Origin of the sequence: Belliella alkalica (assembly GCF_022549785.1) — a bacterium.
Lineage (GTDB): Bacteria > Bacteroidota > Bacteroidia > Cytophagales > Cyclobacteriaceae > Belliella > Belliella alkalica.
The window spans coordinates 52,071-70,978 of record NZ_JAKZGO010000010.1; the positions used below are offsets into that span (position 1 = coordinate 52,071).

At 36.0% G+C, this 18,908-nt stretch carries 18 protein-coding genes; 7 read left to right on the plus strand and 11 right to left on the minus strand.

Going from position 1 to position 18,908, the window contains the following annotated elements; all coding sequences use genetic code 11:
* Positions 1-45 precede the first annotated feature (45 nt).
* From rnhB to MM213_RS13105, 4 genes are all read right to left on the minus strand, one after another.
* Entirely contained in the window at positions 46-645 is a 600-nt protein-coding gene (gene rnhB, locus MM213_RS13090) for a ribonuclease HII (protein ID WP_241412865.1), read from the minus strand.
* Positions 620-3,289 (minus strand): MGH1-like glycoside hydrolase domain-containing protein, encoded by a 2,670-nt coding sequence (locus MM213_RS13095; protein WP_241412867.1) that lies wholly within the window; start codon positions 3,287-3,289, stop codon positions 620-622. The genes rnhB and MM213_RS13095 overlap by 26 nt, the downstream gene beginning before the upstream one ends.
* Positions 3,290-3,454: 165 nt before the next feature.
* The gene (locus MM213_RS13100; protein ID WP_241412869.1) at positions 3,455-4,597 is read right to left on the minus strand and encodes a glycosyltransferase family protein; all 1,143 of its coding nucleotides are present in this window, start codon (positions 4,595-4,597) and stop codon (positions 3,455-3,457) included.
* A gap of 3 nt (positions 4,598-4,600) precedes the next feature.
* Positions 4,601-5,473, minus strand: a complete 873-nt coding sequence (locus MM213_RS13105; RefSeq protein ID WP_241412871.1) for a UDP-2,3-diacylglucosamine diphosphatase — start codon at positions 5,471-5,473, stop codon at positions 4,601-4,603.
* Positions 5,474-5,678: 205 nt separating this feature from the next.
* On the opposite strand from MM213_RS13105, the gene MM213_RS13110 reads away from it, so the two are divergent.
* Positions 5,679-6,140, plus strand: coding sequence for a hypothetical protein (locus MM213_RS13110; RefSeq protein ID WP_241412873.1), 462 nt, complete (start codon positions 5,679-5,681; stop codon positions 6,138-6,140).
* Positions 6,141-6,149: 9 nt separating this feature from the next.
* Here MM213_RS13110 and MM213_RS13115 read toward each other — a convergent pair whose 3' ends face one another.
* Both MM213_RS13115 and MM213_RS13120 read right to left on the minus strand, forming a co-directional pair.
* Positions 6,150-7,493, minus strand: coding sequence for a sensor histidine kinase (locus MM213_RS13115; RefSeq protein ID WP_241412875.1), 1,344 nt, complete (start codon positions 7,491-7,493; stop codon positions 6,150-6,152).
* Positions 7,483-8,865 carry a sigma-54-dependent transcriptional regulator gene (locus MM213_RS13120; protein ID WP_241412877.1) on the minus strand — a complete coding sequence of 461 codons (1,383 nt, stop codon included), beginning with the start codon at positions 8,863-8,865 and terminating at the stop codon, positions 7,483-7,485. The genes MM213_RS13115 and MM213_RS13120 overlap by 11 nt, the downstream gene beginning before the upstream one ends.
* Before the next feature lie 209 nt (positions 8,866-9,074).
* Between MM213_RS13120 and MM213_RS13125 the strand changes: the two genes are divergently transcribed.
* A complete protein-coding gene (locus MM213_RS13125; RefSeq protein WP_241412879.1) occupies positions 9,075-9,503 on the plus strand; it encodes an FKBP-type peptidyl-prolyl cis-trans isomerase in 429 nt (142 codons plus the stop codon).
* Between the two features lie 57 nt (positions 9,504-9,560).
* Here MM213_RS13125 and MM213_RS13130 read toward each other — a convergent pair whose 3' ends face one another.
* The 5 genes from MM213_RS13130 to hemA all read right to left on the minus strand — a co-directional run bounded on the left by MM213_RS13130 (position 9,561) and on the right by hemA (position 14,773).
* Positions 9,561-9,968: a T9SS type A sorting domain-containing protein gene (locus tag MM213_RS13130; protein ID WP_241412880.1), complete on the minus strand. Its 408-nt coding sequence runs from the start codon at positions 9,966-9,968 to the stop codon at positions 9,561-9,563.
* Between the two features lie 118 nt (positions 9,969-10,086).
* Positions 10,087-10,917: a hypothetical protein gene (locus MM213_RS13135; protein WP_241412881.1), complete on the minus strand. Its 831-nt coding sequence runs from the start codon at positions 10,915-10,917 to the stop codon at positions 10,087-10,089.
* Complete coding sequence (locus tag MM213_RS13140; RefSeq protein WP_241412882.1) at positions 10,914-11,675, minus strand: UDP-2,3-diacylglucosamine diphosphatase; 762 nt, start codon at positions 11,673-11,675, stop codon at positions 10,914-10,916. The genes MM213_RS13135 and MM213_RS13140 overlap by 4 nt, the downstream gene beginning before the upstream one ends.
* A 28-nt stretch (positions 11,676-11,703) precedes the next feature.
* Positions 11,704-13,278: a WG repeat-containing protein gene (locus MM213_RS13145; protein WP_241412883.1), complete on the minus strand. Its 1,575-nt coding sequence runs from the start codon at positions 13,276-13,278 to the stop codon at positions 11,704-11,706.
* Between the two features lie 226 nt (positions 13,279-13,504).
* Positions 13,505-14,773, minus strand: coding sequence for a glutamyl-tRNA reductase (hemA, locus tag MM213_RS13150; protein WP_241412884.1), 1,269 nt, complete (start codon positions 14,771-14,773; stop codon positions 13,505-13,507).
* Between the two features lie 257 nt (positions 14,774-15,030).
* On the opposite strand from hemA, the gene MM213_RS13155 reads away from it, so the two are divergent.
* The 5 genes from MM213_RS13155 to MM213_RS13175 all read left to right on the plus strand — a co-directional run bounded on the left by MM213_RS13155 (position 15,031) and on the right by MM213_RS13175 (position 18,892).
* Complete coding sequence (locus tag MM213_RS13155) at positions 15,031-15,684, plus strand: ComEA family DNA-binding protein (protein WP_241412885.1); 654 nt, start codon at positions 15,031-15,033, stop codon at positions 15,682-15,684.
* Positions 15,685-15,750: 66 nt separating this feature from the next.
* Positions 15,751-16,155 carry a hypothetical protein gene (locus tag MM213_RS13160; protein WP_241412886.1) on the plus strand — a complete coding sequence of 135 codons (405 nt, stop codon included), beginning with the start codon at positions 15,751-15,753 and terminating at the stop codon, positions 16,153-16,155.
* 373 nt (positions 16,156-16,528) lie between these two features.
* A complete protein-coding gene (locus tag MM213_RS13165) occupies positions 16,529-17,098 on the plus strand; it encodes an RNA polymerase sigma factor (protein ID WP_241412888.1) in 570 nt (189 codons plus the stop codon).
* Positions 17,091-17,846: a hypothetical protein gene (locus MM213_RS13170; protein WP_241412890.1), complete on the plus strand. Its 756-nt coding sequence runs from the start codon at positions 17,091-17,093 to the stop codon at positions 17,844-17,846. Before MM213_RS13165 ends, MM213_RS13170 begins: the two co-directional genes overlap by 8 nt.
* A gap of 20 nt (positions 17,847-17,866) precedes the next feature.
* Positions 17,867-18,892, plus strand: a complete 1,026-nt coding sequence (locus MM213_RS13175) for a hypothetical protein (protein WP_241412892.1) — start codon at positions 17,867-17,869, stop codon at positions 18,890-18,892.
* The last annotated feature ends 16 nt before the right edge of the window (positions 18,893-18,908 follow it).

An 18,908-nucleotide genomic window follows, 5' to 3' on the forward strand; every position in this document is an offset into this window, starting at 1 on the left:
TTTCTCTAATTATCTCTGCGAATAGCCAATCTGTCGACCATTGATCTAAAAATCCAACTTTATCTGCTCTGGTAAATGTCGGAAAGACTTTCTATGGATTGGAGTAAGTCCCATTTTTCGGATTCCGTCCCGATGGGCTTTGGTTGGGTAGCCGGCATTGCTTTCCCAAGCATAGCCAGGGTAAGTTTCTGAATAGTCGCACATCAATTGATCTCTGTAAACCTTCGCCAAGATAGATGCTGCTGCGATGCTCGCGTATTTGCCATCACCTTTGATGATACAGCTATAAGGGATTTCACTTTTTGTTTTGAATCGATTGCCATCTATCAAAAGATGTGCTGGTTTGACAGTCAAAGAATCAATAGCCCTGTTCATGGCCAAAAATGAAGCGTTGAGGATATTGATTTGATCAATCTCCTCAACGCTTGCTTCTGCTACAGCCCAGGCTATGGCAATATTTTTTATTTCCAATACCAGAGACTCCCTGTTAGATTTACTGAGTTTCTTAGAATCATTGATCAATTCATGAGCATAGCCTGCCGGTAGGATCACAGCGGCAGCCACCACTGGCCCGCATAGGCATCCTCTACCCACTTCATCACATCCAGCTTCAAGTCTATCAGATTCTAAATAAGGGAGAAGCATGACTGTCCTTTTCTTCAGTTTTATGGAATTTGTAAATCATCTCTGCTACCAATCCTGTCCAACCAGTTTGGTGCGAAGCTCCAAGTCCTCTTCCATTGTCTCCATGGAAGTATTCATAAAAGAGAATATGGTCTTTGAAATGGGGATCTTCTTGGATTTTTTTGTTGTCTCCATTAAATGGTCTATGACCATTTTCATCTTTCATGAAGATTTTCATACATCGATGTGAGAGTTCTTTGGCGATCAAATCCATGGTCAAGAAATTCCCGGAACCTGTTGGGTATTCTATCGAAAATTCGCCACCATAGTAGAAATCATACCGCTTCAAGGATTCTATGATCAAGTAATTGATAGGGAACCAAATTGGGCCTCTCCAGTTAGAGTTACCGCCAAACATCAAGGAGTCTGATTCTCCGGGCACATATGAAATTGTGGCTATGTCACCATTTAGGCGCATAGAGTAGGGGTTTTTCTCATGGAATTTGGACAAAGATCTGATACCAAATTCACTCAAGAATTCATCTGAGTCAAGCATTTTCTGCAAAATACTTTTCATTCTATGTCCTCTTAGTAAAGCAAAGAGTCTTCTTTTGTCTTGACCAGGGAGTGTCCAGCTGGTCACTAAGGAAGCTAGTTTTGGTTTTTCTTTCAAGAAAAACTCCATTCTTTTTTTGAATTCGGGGAGGTTTTCAAACATTTCTTCCCGAATAGGTTCTACAGCAAAGAATGGGATGATTCCAACTATCGACCTTACTTTCATGACTTTAGGGTCTTTTCCTGGTACATGAAAAATATCATAGAAGAAATTGTCCTCGTCATCCCATAGGCTGATGTTTTCACCTGAAATATTGTTCATTGCCCCTGCTATATAGAGAAAATGCTCAAGGAATTTCGTAGCAGTATATTGATAGGTTTTGTTGAACTCACAAAGGTCCAATGAGATGCGTAGCAAATTCAAAGAGAACATTGCCATCCAAGAAGTAGCATCTGCTTGTTCCAACTTACCTTTGTACAATGCTGCGTGACTTCTGTCGATCAGGGAAATATTATCCAATCCCAAAAATCCGCCTTCAAATATGTTTTTACCGTCGTTGTCTTTCCTATTGACCCACCAAGTGAAGTTTAGCATGAGTTTATGTAGTGCTCTTTCGAGAAACTCCTGATCTCCAACTCCGCCATTCATTTTTTTGTCAATTTGATATACTCTTTCGACGGCATAAGCATGCACGGGAGGATTTACATCACTGAAATTCCATTCATATGCAGGTATTTGCCCATTTGGATGCATATACCATTCATTCAAAAGTAGAATCAATTGGTCTTTTGCAAAATCAGGATCAATTCTCGCTATAGGTATACAATGAAAGGCCAAGTCCCAAGCCGCATACCAAGGATACTCCCATTTGTCAGGCATAGAAATGATATCATAATTCTGCAAATGCCGCCAATGATGGTTTCTTCCTTTTTTTCGCTCTACAGGAGGGACATATCTCCCCGAATCACCATCTAGCCATCTTTCTACATTATAGTAATAAAACTGCTTGCCCCACATCATTCCAGCAAATGCTTGACGTTGGATTCTCTTTAGGTCTTCATCTTCAATTGTCTTTTGAATATCTCCGTAGAATTCCTCAGCATCCTTTTTACGTGCTTCCAAAATCTCCTCACAAATCTCAAGCGCACCATCCGAACTTTGATGCATCATTCTAAACTTGACATCGACACTTTCGCCAGCAGGAATATTCAATTTGTAGATAGCGGCTGCTTTTGTTCCGTAATTCTCCGGGTTTAAGTGGGAATCATCACCATCTACAACATAATCATTGATTCCATCTTTGAGATATTTTTTCTCATTTGGAATATGATATAGCCTTTGTCTATTTGTTTCATTGTCACAAAACTTTAATTCCGGGTTGCCATCAAATGTGAAAAAGTAGTTCCCGTTTTTTGGAGAAAAAGCCTTAATTCTATTTTCATCTATTTTACTAAGCTTTGGCATAAATGGCTCGTGACCTGTAAACCAAGTCTTTCTAAACCAAATAGTAGGCATTACCCATATCTCAGCGTCTTCTTTTCCTCTATTAAAAATAGTCGCTTTTCCTACTATATCTTCAGCGTCATATTTTGCATATTCTAAATATATATCGAAATAGGCATCTTCATCGAATATCCCTGTATCTATCAATTCAAACTCCCTATCACTTTTTCCCCTTTTTCGATTTTCATAGACGAGATGTTCGTAAGGGAATTCGTTTTGAGGATATTTGTACAACATCTTCATATAGCTATGTGAAGGTGTACTGTCAAGGTAATAATAGAGTTCTTTTACATCTTCACCGTGGTTGCCTTGATTCCCAGTAAGGCCAAAAAGTCTTTCTTTGATCATGTGGTCTTTTCCATTCCAAAAAGCCCAACTTATACATGTCTTTTGCTTATGGTCACAGATTCCAGCGATTCCCTCTTCACCCCACCTGTAAGCTTTGCTTCGTGCATCCTCATGCGTTACATTTTCCCAGGCAGAACCATCTTTACTATAATCTTCACGAACCGTACCCCACTGTCTTTCTGTCAAGTAAGGACCCCATTTCTTCCAATGTTTCTTTCTTTCTCGATCCTCTTTGAGTCTTTGTATTTCTATATTCATGAACTTCGATTGCCATTTAACAAACCGAAATTTACTAATTTATAGGTGATGATTGTGATTTTTAGAGGATTGATATTATAAAAAATTAGAAAAAAATCCTCGAAATCGTTTTAAATGCATTTCAAGACATGTATAATATTTTAAGCTAGTTAAATTGATTTGTTTTTATATGGGTAGAAAATCTGGGGAGGAAGAATCTTTTTGACTCTCTATTTCCTCTAACTTGTACTCAGCTTTTTCAATTTCTTGTTTAAAAATACGTGAAGCCATTCCAACCCAACTTTTCATCTGTGTGGTGTTGTATTGGTTTGAATTAAGGTAATCATGAAAAAATTCAAAATCAAATTCATGATTGCAAATGCCCGCCGCTGCATTCACAGCGTCTATAGCATTGCAGGCTTGCTCGTATTGACCAGCTACAGGGACCATCATGACAGGCTTGCCTAGATACATTGCTTCGCAAATCGACTCAAAACCCGCAGTGCTCAAAAGTCCTCTGCAAGATGCCATTTTTTCTAAGAAAAGCTTATCATCTACTTGGTGAAAAACCAAGTTTGGCAATGCTTGGTATGTCTTTTCAAAGTCCTTTTTATCCCAAAAAGCTTCGATCTTTATTTCTGGATTTTTTTTTGCGAAGCGAATCACCTCATCCCCATAACCAGAGTTTACCATATATGTCAAAATAAAATCTCCATGCTGAGGTCTTAAATTAAAAATCAACTCCCTAAGGATAGGGGGAAATACAGTGACTTTAGAATTAGGTATTTCAGGATATTTCTGAAATGACAATGCAAATACCCTATCAGCTCCGATGGCGGTGATTTTTGTGTTTAATTTAAATAGGGTTTTTTCTAAAAATGAAGATTTTGCATAAGGGAAGGCAGGATGAAATATCAAATACTGATGTCCAATAACCCATGATATAGCCTTTGGGCGATAAGCCATCTTATATATTCCTCCCAAAATATCATAAAAATTTATAATAACATCTGGCTTGTGAAAAGTCACAGCTTCATCTATTTCTTTGAGGCTATTGAGGAACTTTGGAAGTTTAAAAAGGTTGAAAAATATACTTTTTCCCAAAAGAATTTTTTTATTGTTTTTATCTGAAATAAAGTTTGGACTTTCTATTTGATATATTGGGCCTTTTAAGTTTTGAAAAACAAAATCAGGAATTTTTCTACGCTTGCTTTTTCCGATACAGGTAGCGACATGCTTATGTCCAATGTTTTTCAAGATTTGCGATAGTGCAATAGCTTGAGTCATGTGACCCCGGCCTTCTCCTTGGACTATGAAAAGGAATCTCATTGCTTACCTGAAATTTGGAGAGTTGAAATCATCGCTTAGCTTGTTGAAAGCTACCGTCTTAAGTTCTCTTATGATTTCAGTGTCTTCTTTTTTAGGAGTGATAGGAACGGTATCCGTATCAAAATCCTTTTTGCTAAAGTCCATTTCGTTGTAGTAAATCAATTGCCAATTCCCATCATGATCTTCTGCAAGTGCACTCATAGTTTCTACCCAATCACCAGAATTGAGGTATTCGATGCCATCGATGATTCTATTTTCTGCTTTGTGGATATGTCCGCAGATGATTCCATCGCAATTTTTGGCTTTTGCCATTTTTGCCAACTCTTCTTCATATTGGTCTACATAGGATACTGCAGATTTCACTTTTCCTTTCACATATTGGCTCAATGAAAAATAACCTAGTCCTCTCTTTCTCCTGTGATAATTCACCAACCGATTTAGCCACAGTAAGAATGTATATCCAACATCTCCCAAATACGCAATCCATCGTAAGTTAGTAGTGATGCTGTCGAAAATATCTCCATGAGTGATAAAATATTTCTTTCCGTTTGATTCATAGATCATGTCGGAGAGAATAGAAAGATTGCCGATTTGCAAGGGGAGGATTTGATCCAAAAAGTCATCGTGGTTTCCCCTGAGATAAAAAACCTTTGTGTTCTCTTGCTCGATCATTTTCAACATTCTGTTAAAAAATCTGGTATGTTTTCTCTTCCAAGATCCTGATTTCTTCAACTGCCAACCATCAATAATGTCACCGTTTAGAATGAGATTGTCGCAGCTATATTGCTTCAGAAACCTTGAGGCTTCTTTTGCTTTTGATCCCTTGGTTCCGAGGTGAACATCTGAGATAACGATTGTTTTGAAGTGAGTTTTCAAAGTCTATCAGTTTTGTTTGCAATTTAGAGTGTACGTGTGAACTGATCATGTATTTGATATTATGATAATGAGATATTTAACCTAACAATTGGTGCTATTATGAATTCTTAGTTAAGGGAATATTAAAAATTTTATTTTAGAAATTTTCTAAACAAACTTTCTTTCCTAACAATGCGTAATTGAAAAACAGATTGTTAATTTGAATATGAAAAATAGCTTTATTTATATTTGTTTAATGGTGGTTGCAATGATTTCATGCAATCAGGATGATAAGGATCCAGATGTAAATATTCTGGGCTATTGGAATATTGTAAGTGTTAATCGTAATTGGTCAAGCGAAATGAAACCTGACGAAAATATTGATTTTCAAGAACGGTATATTTTTAATGATGACGGGACATTCATCAAATTCTCGACAAAAAATCAAATTTCTGGAAAAACTTTCTTGGAACCAATTCAAGCTTTTGGTATCTATGAAATTAACCCTATCACCGACACTGATAATTTGTTTGAAGTTATCTTGACATTTGAAACCAACGTAGTTTTGGCTTCCAATTGTGGAAGTGATGCGGAGTACATGATTCTTACCAAAGACAACAAGCTTGTCAATAACTCATGGGTTGCCTGCGACGGGCCTAGTTTTGTATATCAGCGAAGAAAAATCTGACAGCTGTTTTTAAGCATTGAATATCAACTTGAAGGTAGTTCCTTCCCCTAGTTTTGACCTAACTTGAATATTCCCTTTATGTCTTCTCATTATCTGTTTTGAAAGACTTAAGCCGATGCCAGATCCTTTGCTTTTTGTAGTGAAAAATGGAATGAAGATTTTCGACAAAGCTTCCTCTTCTATGCCTTTACCGGAATCCGAAACTTCGATGATGATTTTCCCAGACTCGTCAATAAAAGCATCTATAGACAAGACCTTCGTGATAGCATCTTGCATAGCATGGATTCCATTGTGGATCAAGTTGATCAAAACTTGCTCGATGAGATTTTGATCACCAAACAAGATTAAATCTTGTGGCGCAACATTGCACTTCACTTGTATTTGATTTGATTCAAATTGGTGTTGCATCAATGTTTCCAATTGCATAAAAAGGTTTTTGATCTTGATGACTTGGAATTTTGGAGTTGGGATATGTGCCAAGCTTCTAAAATCACTCACGAAATTTATCAGCCCTTCGCTTCTTTTTTCGATGGTACCAATACCCATCAGATAATCTTCCAAGTCATCTGGTGGAATACTTGCGTTTTCATCAATTTTTTGTTCAATGTCACCTTTGATAGTAGCCGCAAGGGAAGAGATCGGAGCGATAGAATTCATGATTTCATGCGTGAGGATTTTGACAAGGTTTTGCCAAGCTTCCATCTCTTTTTCTTCAAGCTCACTTTGGATGTTTTGTAGTGATACCAATTTGATTTTCACATCTCTCATAAGCAACTCTATGACATATACCGAAAGTTGCATGATTCCATCTGGATGAGCGATTTTGATCAATTCACTTCCACCCGTTCTCAAGCTATGGATAGCTTGATGAAGTTCCTTATTGACACCCTCTATTTCCGAAATACTATGAAGCTGAGTGATGTTCAGCATTCTTTTGGCAGCGGTATTGAGGATCTGTATTTTCCCATCCTCTTCAAAAGTTATCAAGCCTATGCTCAAATGCTGGAAAACAGACCTGAAATACTGGTAATTGGCATCTTTCTCGGCCTGATCTTCTTTCAGTTTGGCAAGGATAGCATTGAATTCTATGTGCAAGTCGTCAGTTTCTGTACCGTCAAATTTCACAGGGAAAAGACTCGTGTAGTCATCCTGCTTGATATTATCTAGAAAAAGTCGAACTTTTTTGAAGGAGCTTTCGGCATAGCTCAGCAAAAAGATAGTCTGGGCCATAATCAAAATGATGAACAAAGAGATAGCAAATACTCCAGCACCATTGAGGATAAAGTAACTAAGAAAAAATAATGATATGGCCAGCAGGATAATCCTGCCAACCAAGCCGATTTTATAATCCATATTTCTCTAATCTTCTGTATAGGGAAGCCCTTGTCAAGCCGAGTTCTTTTGCAGCTTTTGAGATGTTCCCACCATTTTTGTCTATTGCTTTTTGGATGACATTTTTCTCCACCTCATCCAGATTGTAAGAAGCTGGAGTAGCTACTTTGTCATTTGTAGGTTTTGAGGATAAGAAAAAGAAGTCTCTGCTGTCAAGTTCGTCACTTTCAGCCATAATGATAGCTCTTTCAATTGCATGTTGCAACTCTCTAATGTTTCCAGGCCAATTATATTGTTGTAATAATTGCATGGCTGAAGATTTGAATCCACGGAATTCTTTGCGGTACTTTTGAGCATACACTTTGAGAAAATGATCTGCCAACAAAGGTATATCATCTTGTCTTTCTCTCAATGGTGGAAGGAAAATTTCCACCGTATTGATTCTATAAAGCAAATCCTGACGGAAAGTGTTTTCCATGACCATTTCATGTACATGCATATTTGTCGCACAGATCAATCGGATATCTACAGGAATAGCTTTGTTTGTACCGATTCTTGTTACTTCCCTTTTTTGCAAAACAGTGAGAAGCTTTGATTGCAAAGGCATGCTTAGATTGCCTATTTCATCTAAGAAAAGCGTACCATTATCAGCAATCTCAAAGCGACCTGCTCGATCGTCTTTTGCATCTGTAAAAGCCCCTCTTTTGTGACCAAAAAGTTCACTTTCGAACAAAGTCTCAGTAATCGACCCCATATCTACACCGACGAAGATCTCGTCTTTTCTCAATGATCTGTCATGAATAGCTCTTGCTATCAGTTCTTTTCCTGTCCCATTTTCTCCCAGTATCAAGACATTTGCGTCTGTTTGCGCCACTTTATCAATGATTGAGAAGATATTTTTCATAGAAGCACTAGTCCCAATGATATCAGAGTATGGTTTTTTGAGATCGGACTGCAGTTGCTTTTGTTTTTTGCTGAGCTTATCTACTTGGTCATAACTATCCTTGAGTCGGCTTGCTGAGGTTAGGGTAGCGAGTAGTTTTTCGTTTTGCCATGGTTTGAGAATAAAGTCTGTAGCTCCTTCTTTTAGCGCTTTGACAGCCATTTCTACGTCTCCAAATGCTGTAATCAGGATCACAACAGCTTTCGGATCTATTTCTTTGATTTGCTTCAACCAATGAAATCCTTCTTTGCCAGAAGTGGTATCTTCGGTGAAATTCATATCTAAAAGTATCACATCATAGCTGTTGTTATTGACCAAAAATGGAATCCTTCTAGGGTCTTTTTCAATAGTAACTTCCTTCGCATACTTTTTCAAATGCATTTTTGCTGCAAACAATAAGTCTTCGTTGTCGTCAATGATGAGGATTTTTCCTAACTGCTGATTGTCCATGGTAAATATTTTTCATTAGTAGTATTCAAAATGATGCCATTCGGAAAAGAGTCTGATTTTGAACAGATTGAGCAAATTTACAACATTTAATGTCCAAATACGAACGATTTATGGTCATTAGTGAACAGTTTTTAAATGATTATTGCTTTGGTTTTAATCCCTATCAAAAATTCATAACTTTGAACTTTACAAAACAGAATAAAAAAAATATGTCATTAGCAAGTAAAGGAAATTCGGTAAAAGTTCACTACACAGGGAAATTGAAAAGTGGAATTGTTTTCGATTCTTCAGAAAATAGAGAGCCACTTCAGTTTGTCTTAGGTGATGGAAATATGATTAAGGGCTTTGATGCAGCCGTTCACGGAATGCAAATAGGAGAAGCAAAAAGTGTTACCATACCTTCTGATGAAGCTTATGGTGAAAAAAGAGATGATATGATGGTAGATATCCCAAGAGCGGAAGTTCCTGCGGATATATCACCTGAAGTGGGGATGGATTTGACATTACAAGGGCCACAAGGTCAGCCAATGCCTGTGAAAGTTGTAGCTGTAGATGATGAAAAAATCACTTTGGACGCAAATCATCCATTAGCAGGTGAGGATTTGATCTTTGATATTACTTTGGTAGAGATCGTTTGATTTGATAAGCCTTGAAATAAAAAAGTCGCTGGAATTTGATTTCAGCGACTTTTTCTATTAATTGACTTGGGAATCAATCCTTTTTTTACTTCCTGGAGGGATGGCGTAGATACTTTTTGTAATGTTGTACTTTGAATTCCCTACCTCAACAACGAAAAGCTGGCTTTGGATATGGCTAAGATCATAAGATTTTTTGCCATTGTCTTCGGGCATTATCCTATCTTCAAAAAGAAGATTTCCAAGCGTGTCAAACACCTTTATTTTGGTGATTTCCACTGACTTTTTATCAAGAATTATTGAGAATTTTTTAATACCTTCTGCCTGTAGGTCAAAAGAAACTCTTTCTCTATTCAAATCAGCTGGGAAAGATATTTCTGCTTCTATCTTAGTTCGTTTTTTAAAAATCTGTGCATTGGAAACGAATGATACGCATATCATCACCATTGTGATGAAAATTAATATCATATTAAAAATGTATTGTCGGTTTATAGGTTTATTCATGCTTTTGCAAAATTGCAAAAATCAAACCATTTTATCAGCATTTTTAGAAAGCAATTAACATTTTTTTGAATTATTTCTTTCTTTAGAGTAAGGATAATGGGGAATTTTTTTTCTCAAAAATAAGTATTTGTTTGCTGTTGTAGAAAATCACTGATCGATTCGATAGGAGTATTTGGTATGAATCAAGATAAGCAGGTAATTGATATATCTGCGTCTTTTCATTTTGGATATCGATACATTTCAAATCACCATTTTCTATGGTCAATAAATTATCTTTCCAAAAACTCAATCTTTTTTCATTTGGTGTAAATATCTTCTTTATAAAATTTGCTTGATTGTCTAATATGCTTACTCCTTCATCTTTGATTTTTAAGAAAACAAGGTTTTGATATTCTTTGATTTCTCGTATTTGTAAAAAAGAGTTTGAAAGAATGAGGTTGAGGGGCTGTTTTTGAAGAATTCTATTTCTTCTATGATCGAATTGATTCAAGGTGAAATCAGATTCGTCGTATATCCAAATGATGTTGTTGTTACCAAGGGTTGCAGCTTTTGCCAGGTTGATTTCCTTTTGTTGTATTCTGTTTTCAGATATTGGATTGAGGAATCTATCTAAAATCCGATATTCTTGTAAATCTATTGAAAATGTAAAAAGATTGACCGTCCATGCAGCTTCAATTTGATCAATTGCCCCTTGCCTTGAGGGGGAGAAATTGTTTACCAATTCACCGATTTCGGTGTATTGATAGATATTTCCTTCCTGATTGGTGACAAAAAGAAATCCTTGATTATCCAAAGATACTTGGCTAAGTCTGTCAATTTTAATTTCTATAGGGTTAACCCATTGCTCATTTTGGGCCATGCTCTTGTGAAAGAACATAATGGTAAAAAGTAAGATTAAAAAAGACTTTTTCATTTGTCGAAAGTCTTGAGTTCCATATTTCTTCCGTCAAAGACACCATAAGTGTATTGGTTCACCCACTCTCCAAGGTTGATATAAGTTGAAGATTTACCTACTTCCAACTCCAAAGGCAAATGTCTATGACCGAAAATATAGTAATCAAAATGCTGTCTTTTGTCCATTTCTTTACAATATGCCCAAAGCCACTCATCGTTTCCTTTGAATTCATTCTCGTTTTTATTGTTGTTTGCCAAGCGACTATTGCTAGACCATTTGTGAGCGATTCTCATTCCTATGTCAGGATGAAGCCATTTGAATAACCACTTGCAAAATGGGTTTGTGAATAGTTTTTTGAGGATTTTGTATGTTTCGTCTCCGGGTCCTAATCCATCACCATGTCCAATCAAAAACTTTTTCCTTTCTATCTCCAATTCTATTGGGTAATGATAGACGGGTATTCCTAACTCCTTTGTAAAATAGTCTTTCATCCAAAGATCGTGATTGCCTGTAAAGAAGAAAATAGGAATGTTTTTGTCTCTCAGATCGGCGATTTTACCCATAAATCGGATAAATCCTTTAGGGATAACTTTGTCATACTCAAACCAAAAATCGAAGATGTCGCCAACAAGAAATACAGCAGCCGCATCATTTTCTATGAAATTGAGCCATTTGATGATTTTTTTTTCTCGAATTGCGCTCGAGATTTCATCAGGAGCTCCCAAATGAAAATCTGAGGCGAAAAATACTTTTTTTTGATTTAGTTGGATATTCATTCTTTAATTTTCAAAATTCAATTCGGGCTCAATCCGCTCTTCTTTTTTTGTTGTTTTTATTTCCATTATCATCTATTCTGACGTCAGGATTTATATAATTATCTTCCGCTAAGATCAGTTTCGAAGCATTATCAAACAATATATTTTTGTAATATAATGGGAGGACATAATTTCCATTTTCATCAATTACACCATACTTGTCACCTTTTCTCACCAAAATTATATTATGATCTTCTTTTCTTAATTCATCGAATTGTGGCTCTACTACCTCAATCCCCATTGAATTTATCAATCCAAAAACTCCATTGGATTCAGTAATATAATAATTGTCTGGAAGCAGGGAGACTCTGTCAAAACTCTTATCGTTTAGGATGTTTCCATTTTTATCTATCAGATGACTACTTCCATTTTTTTGTACCACCGCTAATCCTTTGTAAAACCTGCCTACAGCATCGTACTCGTTGCCAATGATCATTTGGCCTTGTACATTCACATATCCCCATTTCTCCGAACTTCTAACCGCAGCCAAGCCTTCATAGAATGGTAATACTTCATCAAAGCTATTTTGGATGGTCCAGGATCCTTGTTTGTCAATGAAGCCAAATTTTCCTGATTTCAATGAAGGGTATAGGTTTTCATTACCAGGAAGGATCTTTTCGACGTTCAGTGTTGGGGTTACTTCCCATCCATTGATTCCCAATAAGCCTACTTTCTTTTCTCTTGAATAAACATTATATTTTTCTTTTCCTACGAGCTTTACCTGTTCTATTCCAGTCATGTCAAGTAATATGCCGTCTTTTTTCATCACTCTTCGGAGTTTACCATGAATATATTCTAACATCATCGTATTTTCCAAGGTGATTTTATGGTAACTGGTATATTTGATGTCTGCACGCTCTTCACGTGCATGGATTAGCATATATTGGTTTCCGTCAAAAGCATAAAAATAGTCTTCATCCAAATAGGTCATTTCGTCAATAATTGGATCTAGAATATACTTTCCCTCTCTATTTATCAGTCCATATCCTGTTGTTTCATGAGAAATTATAAAGTTTTCATTTACTTCTCTGAGGTCTCCAAATGTCTTGTAGGGGTTGGAAGAGATAGGCAATGAATAACCTTTTTCGGACTTGGCTATTATTTGACCATTTTTTGCAAGTATGGCATTTTCGAATGTTCCAATCATTTCTACGGATCGTTTCATCCTATCATATACCCAAAAATCATTACCTTTCTTGGCTAGCAATCTTGTATAGAAGATTTGAATGTCATCGTAATCAGGAGTGAAAATCTCTTCACCATATTCATGAAATGCGCCTAATCCATCAGGTCCTTTGACGATAAGCCAAGGTTCTAGATATTGATATACTGATTCACCTTTTAAATCCAAAAACGGTTTGTAATCTTTGCTTAAAAGCCTCAATTGCTTGTTTGCGGTACTTACACGTACAGATTCACCTAGGATATTAATTTGGTCGTAAGCAATTCTCGATTTTAAATTGAGTTTGTGGTCATAAATTTCCCAAGACTGAGAGTTTGCTATAATTGGGAAGAGTAAGCTGCATATCAAAAAGATCTTTTTGAAATATTTAATTATTTTCATGATTCAGGTAAATTGAAAAGTAAAATAAGGGCTTTAGAACTGCATTTCAAAAAAAATAGATGTCATTTCTGACATCTATTTTTTTATGTGTATCCTCTTTGGAATCAGTATCCACATTTCACTAGGGACATACATTGAATTCAGCTGCTGTCGTCCGTCGACAGTCGTCGATTATCAGCATGATTTTATATGAAAATTCACCTACAAGTGTCATTGCAGATAATCATTATTTCTTTTCACTTACTCTTTCTAAATCAAAAAGGTCGGATAAAATCTCTATCATATTGTCTGCCTGATCTCTTTGGCAAGCAGCTCTAAGCTGTACTACAGGAACTTTAAGTATCTTTTGCATCATGCTTTTCGTGATTCTATCGATTACATCAATTTCCTTTTGATCGGCATTTTTCAAGAATCTTTCCATTTCTTCAAGTCGAATTTGCTCTAACGCATTTTTCAATTTGTTGATAGTAGGAGAGACCATCATTTCTTTTTTCCAATTATAAAACTCATCTATGCTCTCTTCGATGATCTGTTCTACTTTAGGAACGGCAGCAAGCCTATTTTCTAAAGTTTCCGAAGCTTTACTTCTAATGTTATCTACATTGTATAGTAATACTCCAGGGACATCTTCAATAGAAGTCTCGATGCTTCGAGGTACTGAAAGGTCCACAAACAATTTATAACTAGATATATCAAATGTCTTTACAAGGTTTTTTGTGATAAATGGTTCTGACTTCATGATTGAGGAGATGATTACATCTGACTCTTTCATCGCTTCGATGACGTTTTCAAAAGGAATAACATCAAAACCCATTTCTGAAGCTAATAATTGAGCTTTTTCAAAAGTTCGATTCGTGATCGTAACTTTTGCGTTCGGCAGATGTACCATGTTTTTGGCTACATCTTCACCGATTTCACCAACACCAATCAAGAGTATCCTTGGCTCAAAGATATTAGAAGTCAATTCTTCTATAAGTTCTACAGCAGCATAAGAAACTGAAGCAGCACCATCGCGGAAAGCAGTTTCCTGAACGACTCTTTTGTTGGTGAAGAAGATCGTATGCATCAATCTATGAAGAAAAGGACCTGCCAAATTGAGGTCTGCAGATGCTTGATATGCTCGCTTTACTTGATTTGAGATTTGCATATCACCTACCACCTGAGCTTCAAGTCCCATAGAAACTTTGAAAAGATGATTGATAGCCTCTCTATCGTTATTGTAAATCTTGAAATATTCTAGATAGTTAATGATTGTGGTAATTCCCTTTTCCAATCCAATCAGTTTGATAATCTCAGAACTAAGGTCTAAATCATGCGAGTAATAGATCTCTGTCCTGTTGCAAGTAGATAGGATTAAGGTGTCAGTAACACTAAAAAAATCTTTTAATTTCACCAAAAGTGCATGGATAGAACCTTCGTCTAAAGCGATGATCTCCCTTATCTCTACTGGAGCACTTTTATGTGATAAACTTATTGCTCTAAACTTGTTTTGCATTTTCATTGACTTTCGGGTACAAATTTAATTTATAAAGCGTAGCAAAAGAAAATTTTGAATAATCAGATTGCAATTTAAAACCTGTCTAAATAAGCTATCTTTAAATTTTTTTTCTACGCAAATATCGACATTTTTGGAATGCGCTGCCAATATTATTATCTTATGATCCATAGTTACGATCTATAATGCCAGTTTGGATTTATATTTTTAAATAAACTTTTAAATGATCAACAATGGTGAGAAAAATTATGTTTTTTATGAAAAACACTTTTGGGTTTACAAACAGGGAGTCAAGAGGTTTTGTGCTGCTTTTACCTGCTCTTATGGTATTGTATGCTGTCCCATTAGTTCATAGTAAAATAGTGGAGAGGAAAAAGCATTTTGAATACGATTCCTATCTTATGAAGATGGATAGTTTGGAAAGTGCTGGTTGGAATCGGGTCAATGTCAGTTATACCAACCAAGATTCCAGTAAGTCAAAGTCAAGCTACCAAAGAAGAAATCAACCGAAATTCAACAAAATCTTATTTGATGAAGCGGATTCTATTGTTTTGCAAATAGTTCCTGGAATTGGGCAGGCTACTGCTGGGAGGATTATTAAGTTTCGCGATGCGATAGGAGGGATGTATCAAAAAGAACAGTTGTTGGATGTTTATGGAATGACACCTGAAGTTTTAGAGAGGGTATTCGAATATTTTGAATTCCGACCTGGTATCAAAACAAAAATCAATATCAATACTGCAGACGTCGGAATGCTGGCTAGCCATCCTTATATTAATTATGGAAGTGCAAAAGTAATAGTAGCATACAGAGATCAGCATGGATTTTACACTTCTTCAGATGAATTGTTGAAAGTTAGGATTTTTACACAAGAATGGATTGAAAAAATAAAGCCCTATCTAACATATTGAAGTAAGACTTTATACAAATATACTTTGTTTAAGTAATTGAATTTAATTTTTAATTTTTTATAAATTATGGAAAGAAAATGCAAGAACCCAACATGTAGTAAGCCTATTTTGGGGAGATCTGACAAGCAATTTTGTTGTGACGGCTGTAGAAGTGCATATTTTAATGATAGAAAGAAAGAGAAAGTCTATGATCTCTATTCGGTTATTCCTAGAATTCAAAAGCAGAATAGGGAGATTTTGATGGTGATATTTTTAAAATATGGAGATCAAGTCAGAATATCCAAAAATTACCTGAATATGATCGGTTATAACTTTATATATCATACCCATACCATGATTGATAGTAAAGGTATTTTTTATCAATGCTGTTTTGAATTTGCAATAAGGCAGCTAGATGCATACTGGGTTGAAATCTCCCATGGATTGGAGGGTAATAATAAATTTAATAGTGAATTTGTAAAATCAATGTGATTTTAATTAATCTATACTTTTATACTCTGCAATTAGATGGGTAGGTGAATTTCCCAATAAAATTACAGCGATAATCGTTCTTTGCGATTTGCGGATTAGGAAATCAGTTGACTTGAAGTACATCGATTTGTTTGGCTATTTGTCAATGTGTTGATATACAACTCTACGGTATGTGCGGTTTAGTTGGAGGTGATTCATAATGATAAAGTTACAGATGAAATTATTTACTTTAATTTTTCTATTCTTCTGTTGAATTGTAAACTTTAGATGACACTGTTATATTTGGGGGTAAAATTTTTTAACTTTTTTTCACAACCCGTGCAACCTATTTTTATGATTTTGTATCTACCTATTTGAAAGCCACAAAAAAAGCATGTTCACAAGAAAAACTTTTAATTCTGAATCTGACATCATCGAAGGTTGCCTCAAAGGAGAGCGGAAAGCGCAGCAGCATTTGTATGAAAGATATTCAAGCAAGTTTTTCGCTATTGCGATTCGATATACCAAAGATCGAGAGATAGCAGAAGATGTGATGATTGAGTCTTTTATGAAAATATTTGAAAAGCTGGATCAATATGAATCAAAAGGAAGTTTCGAAGGCTGGATGAAGAGAATCATCGTCACTCAATCGCTATTGACCTTGAGAAATAATAAAAATCTCAGCATGGAAGTCAATATGGAAGAAGGGTCGGATTTTCAGAATCATCAGTATGAATTGAATAGCCTCGAAGCTGATGATCTCTTGGAACTGATAGAAGAGCTTCCTACTGGATATAGAACAGTTTTCAATCTCTATGCAATAGAAGGTTATAGTCATGCAGAGATTGGAGATTTGCTTGGAATCACAGAAAGCACTTCCAAATCACAATTGAATCGAGCTAGGAATTTATTAAAGCAAAAAATAGCCGAACAACAACTTAAAGAAAGGAGAATCAATGGCTAATGAAGATAAAAATTTTGATGAGCTATTTAGAAATAAGCTCTCAAATCATGAAGTAAAACCATCATCGCTTGCATGGGAGAGATTGGAAAATAAGCTCCCAAAAAGCAAGAAGTCTGGTTATTACCCATTTTTGAAAATAGCAGCATCTATAATTCTGCTTATGGGACTTGGATATATGGGTTGGTTTCTGTCAATTGATTTAGAACCTGAAGCACCTCAGGTGGCAGAAGTCACCAAGGGTCAAGTTGGAGAAGAAGCAGAAGGGGATTTTGGGTTGGAAAATGAAAAAGTGGAAACCGAGACTGCTGAAATAGCCCCGCAAGTAGATAAAACAGAGGTGATTTCAGAACCAATAGAAACAAAAAAACAAGTAGAGCATCATAAGCCAATCGTAAAACAGGAGGAGCCAAATGAATTGCTTGCTGAAAACCCTAAAGCTCCTCAAAGGATAGAGGTAGAGTCGTTACCGGAAATAGAAGTTCCAGAATTGGATTTGAATCAATCAGTGGCTATAAACGAGTCTGTTGAAGAACCTGAAGAGACAGAAGTCTCTTACAAAATCACAATAGTGAGTAGAGGAATATCAGATTCAGAACCGGAAAAACCTGGATTGATCGACGGAATTGAAAACAAAGTGGAAAAAATCGGTGGGATTTTGAGTAAGGTAGATCAGGGATTTGCAGAACTGCAGGATGCAAAAAACAATCTGTTTGCCTCAATTACCTCCAAAAAAGAAAGAAGTAAGTAATATTTTAGAATCACAGAAACATGAAAAAATATTTGTTATTATTTAGCTTGATGGCCATTGTGAGCTTTGCTTTCGGAGGAAATCATGAATCACTTTACGCTGAGAAGGATAGTATCATCGTAGAGTTTGGAAAGTCTGGAAAAGTCGTATTGATAGTCGATAATAAGGAAGATTTTGAAAGATTGAAATCAATGAATATCAATCAGATAATCAAGGAGTTGGATTTGCAACTTAATGAAGAGACGGGAGAGCTCACTGTAGTAGAAATCAAAAATAAATCAGGAAACAAAGAAATAGTAAGAGTAAGGGAAGATGGTCCTGAGACGGAAGTATCGGTTGGTAGGTATAAAGTGATTGTAGATGAATCTGGAGGAAATACAAAAATCAAGGTTGAAACAAATCCAAAGAAACGTAAAGATCCTCCATTCAGAACATATTTCAATTTGGATTTAGGTATCAATACTTACTTGGATGGAAATGGAAATTTCCCTTCTTCAAGTGATCCATTTGCAACCAAAGGCTGGGGAAGTTGGAATGTTGGTTTGAATTGGATGGCATCACAAAGATTGGCAAAAGGCTTTTATTGGGACTTTGGTTTGGGTGTACAATGGTATAATTTCAAGTTTGAGAATAGAGATTTTCAGGCTGTCAGAGGGAATGACGAAATCGATTTTATTCAAAGAAATGACGTCAACGGATTCAAAAGTAAAATTTCAGCATCATACCTGACAGCTCAAACTCTCTTGAAACTTGATTTTGGAAAAATGAATGACAATGGGAAAAAAGGAGTAAGAATAGCAGCAGGTCCTTATGTAGGTTACAGATTAGGTGGGGGAAGCAAGTTTGTATATAGAGAACTAGATGGTGGTGGACGAAGAAAAGCCAAACAAAACACAGGAGTCTATCTCAATAACTTCAGATATGGTGTAAGGGGAGAAGTAGGAGTAGGAAGGTTCAATTTCTTCTCTACTTATGACTTGAATACCTTATTCCAAGATGGAAGAGGCCCTGAACTTCACCCGATCACTTTTGGAGTGATATTTTAAAAAGTAATTTTATAAA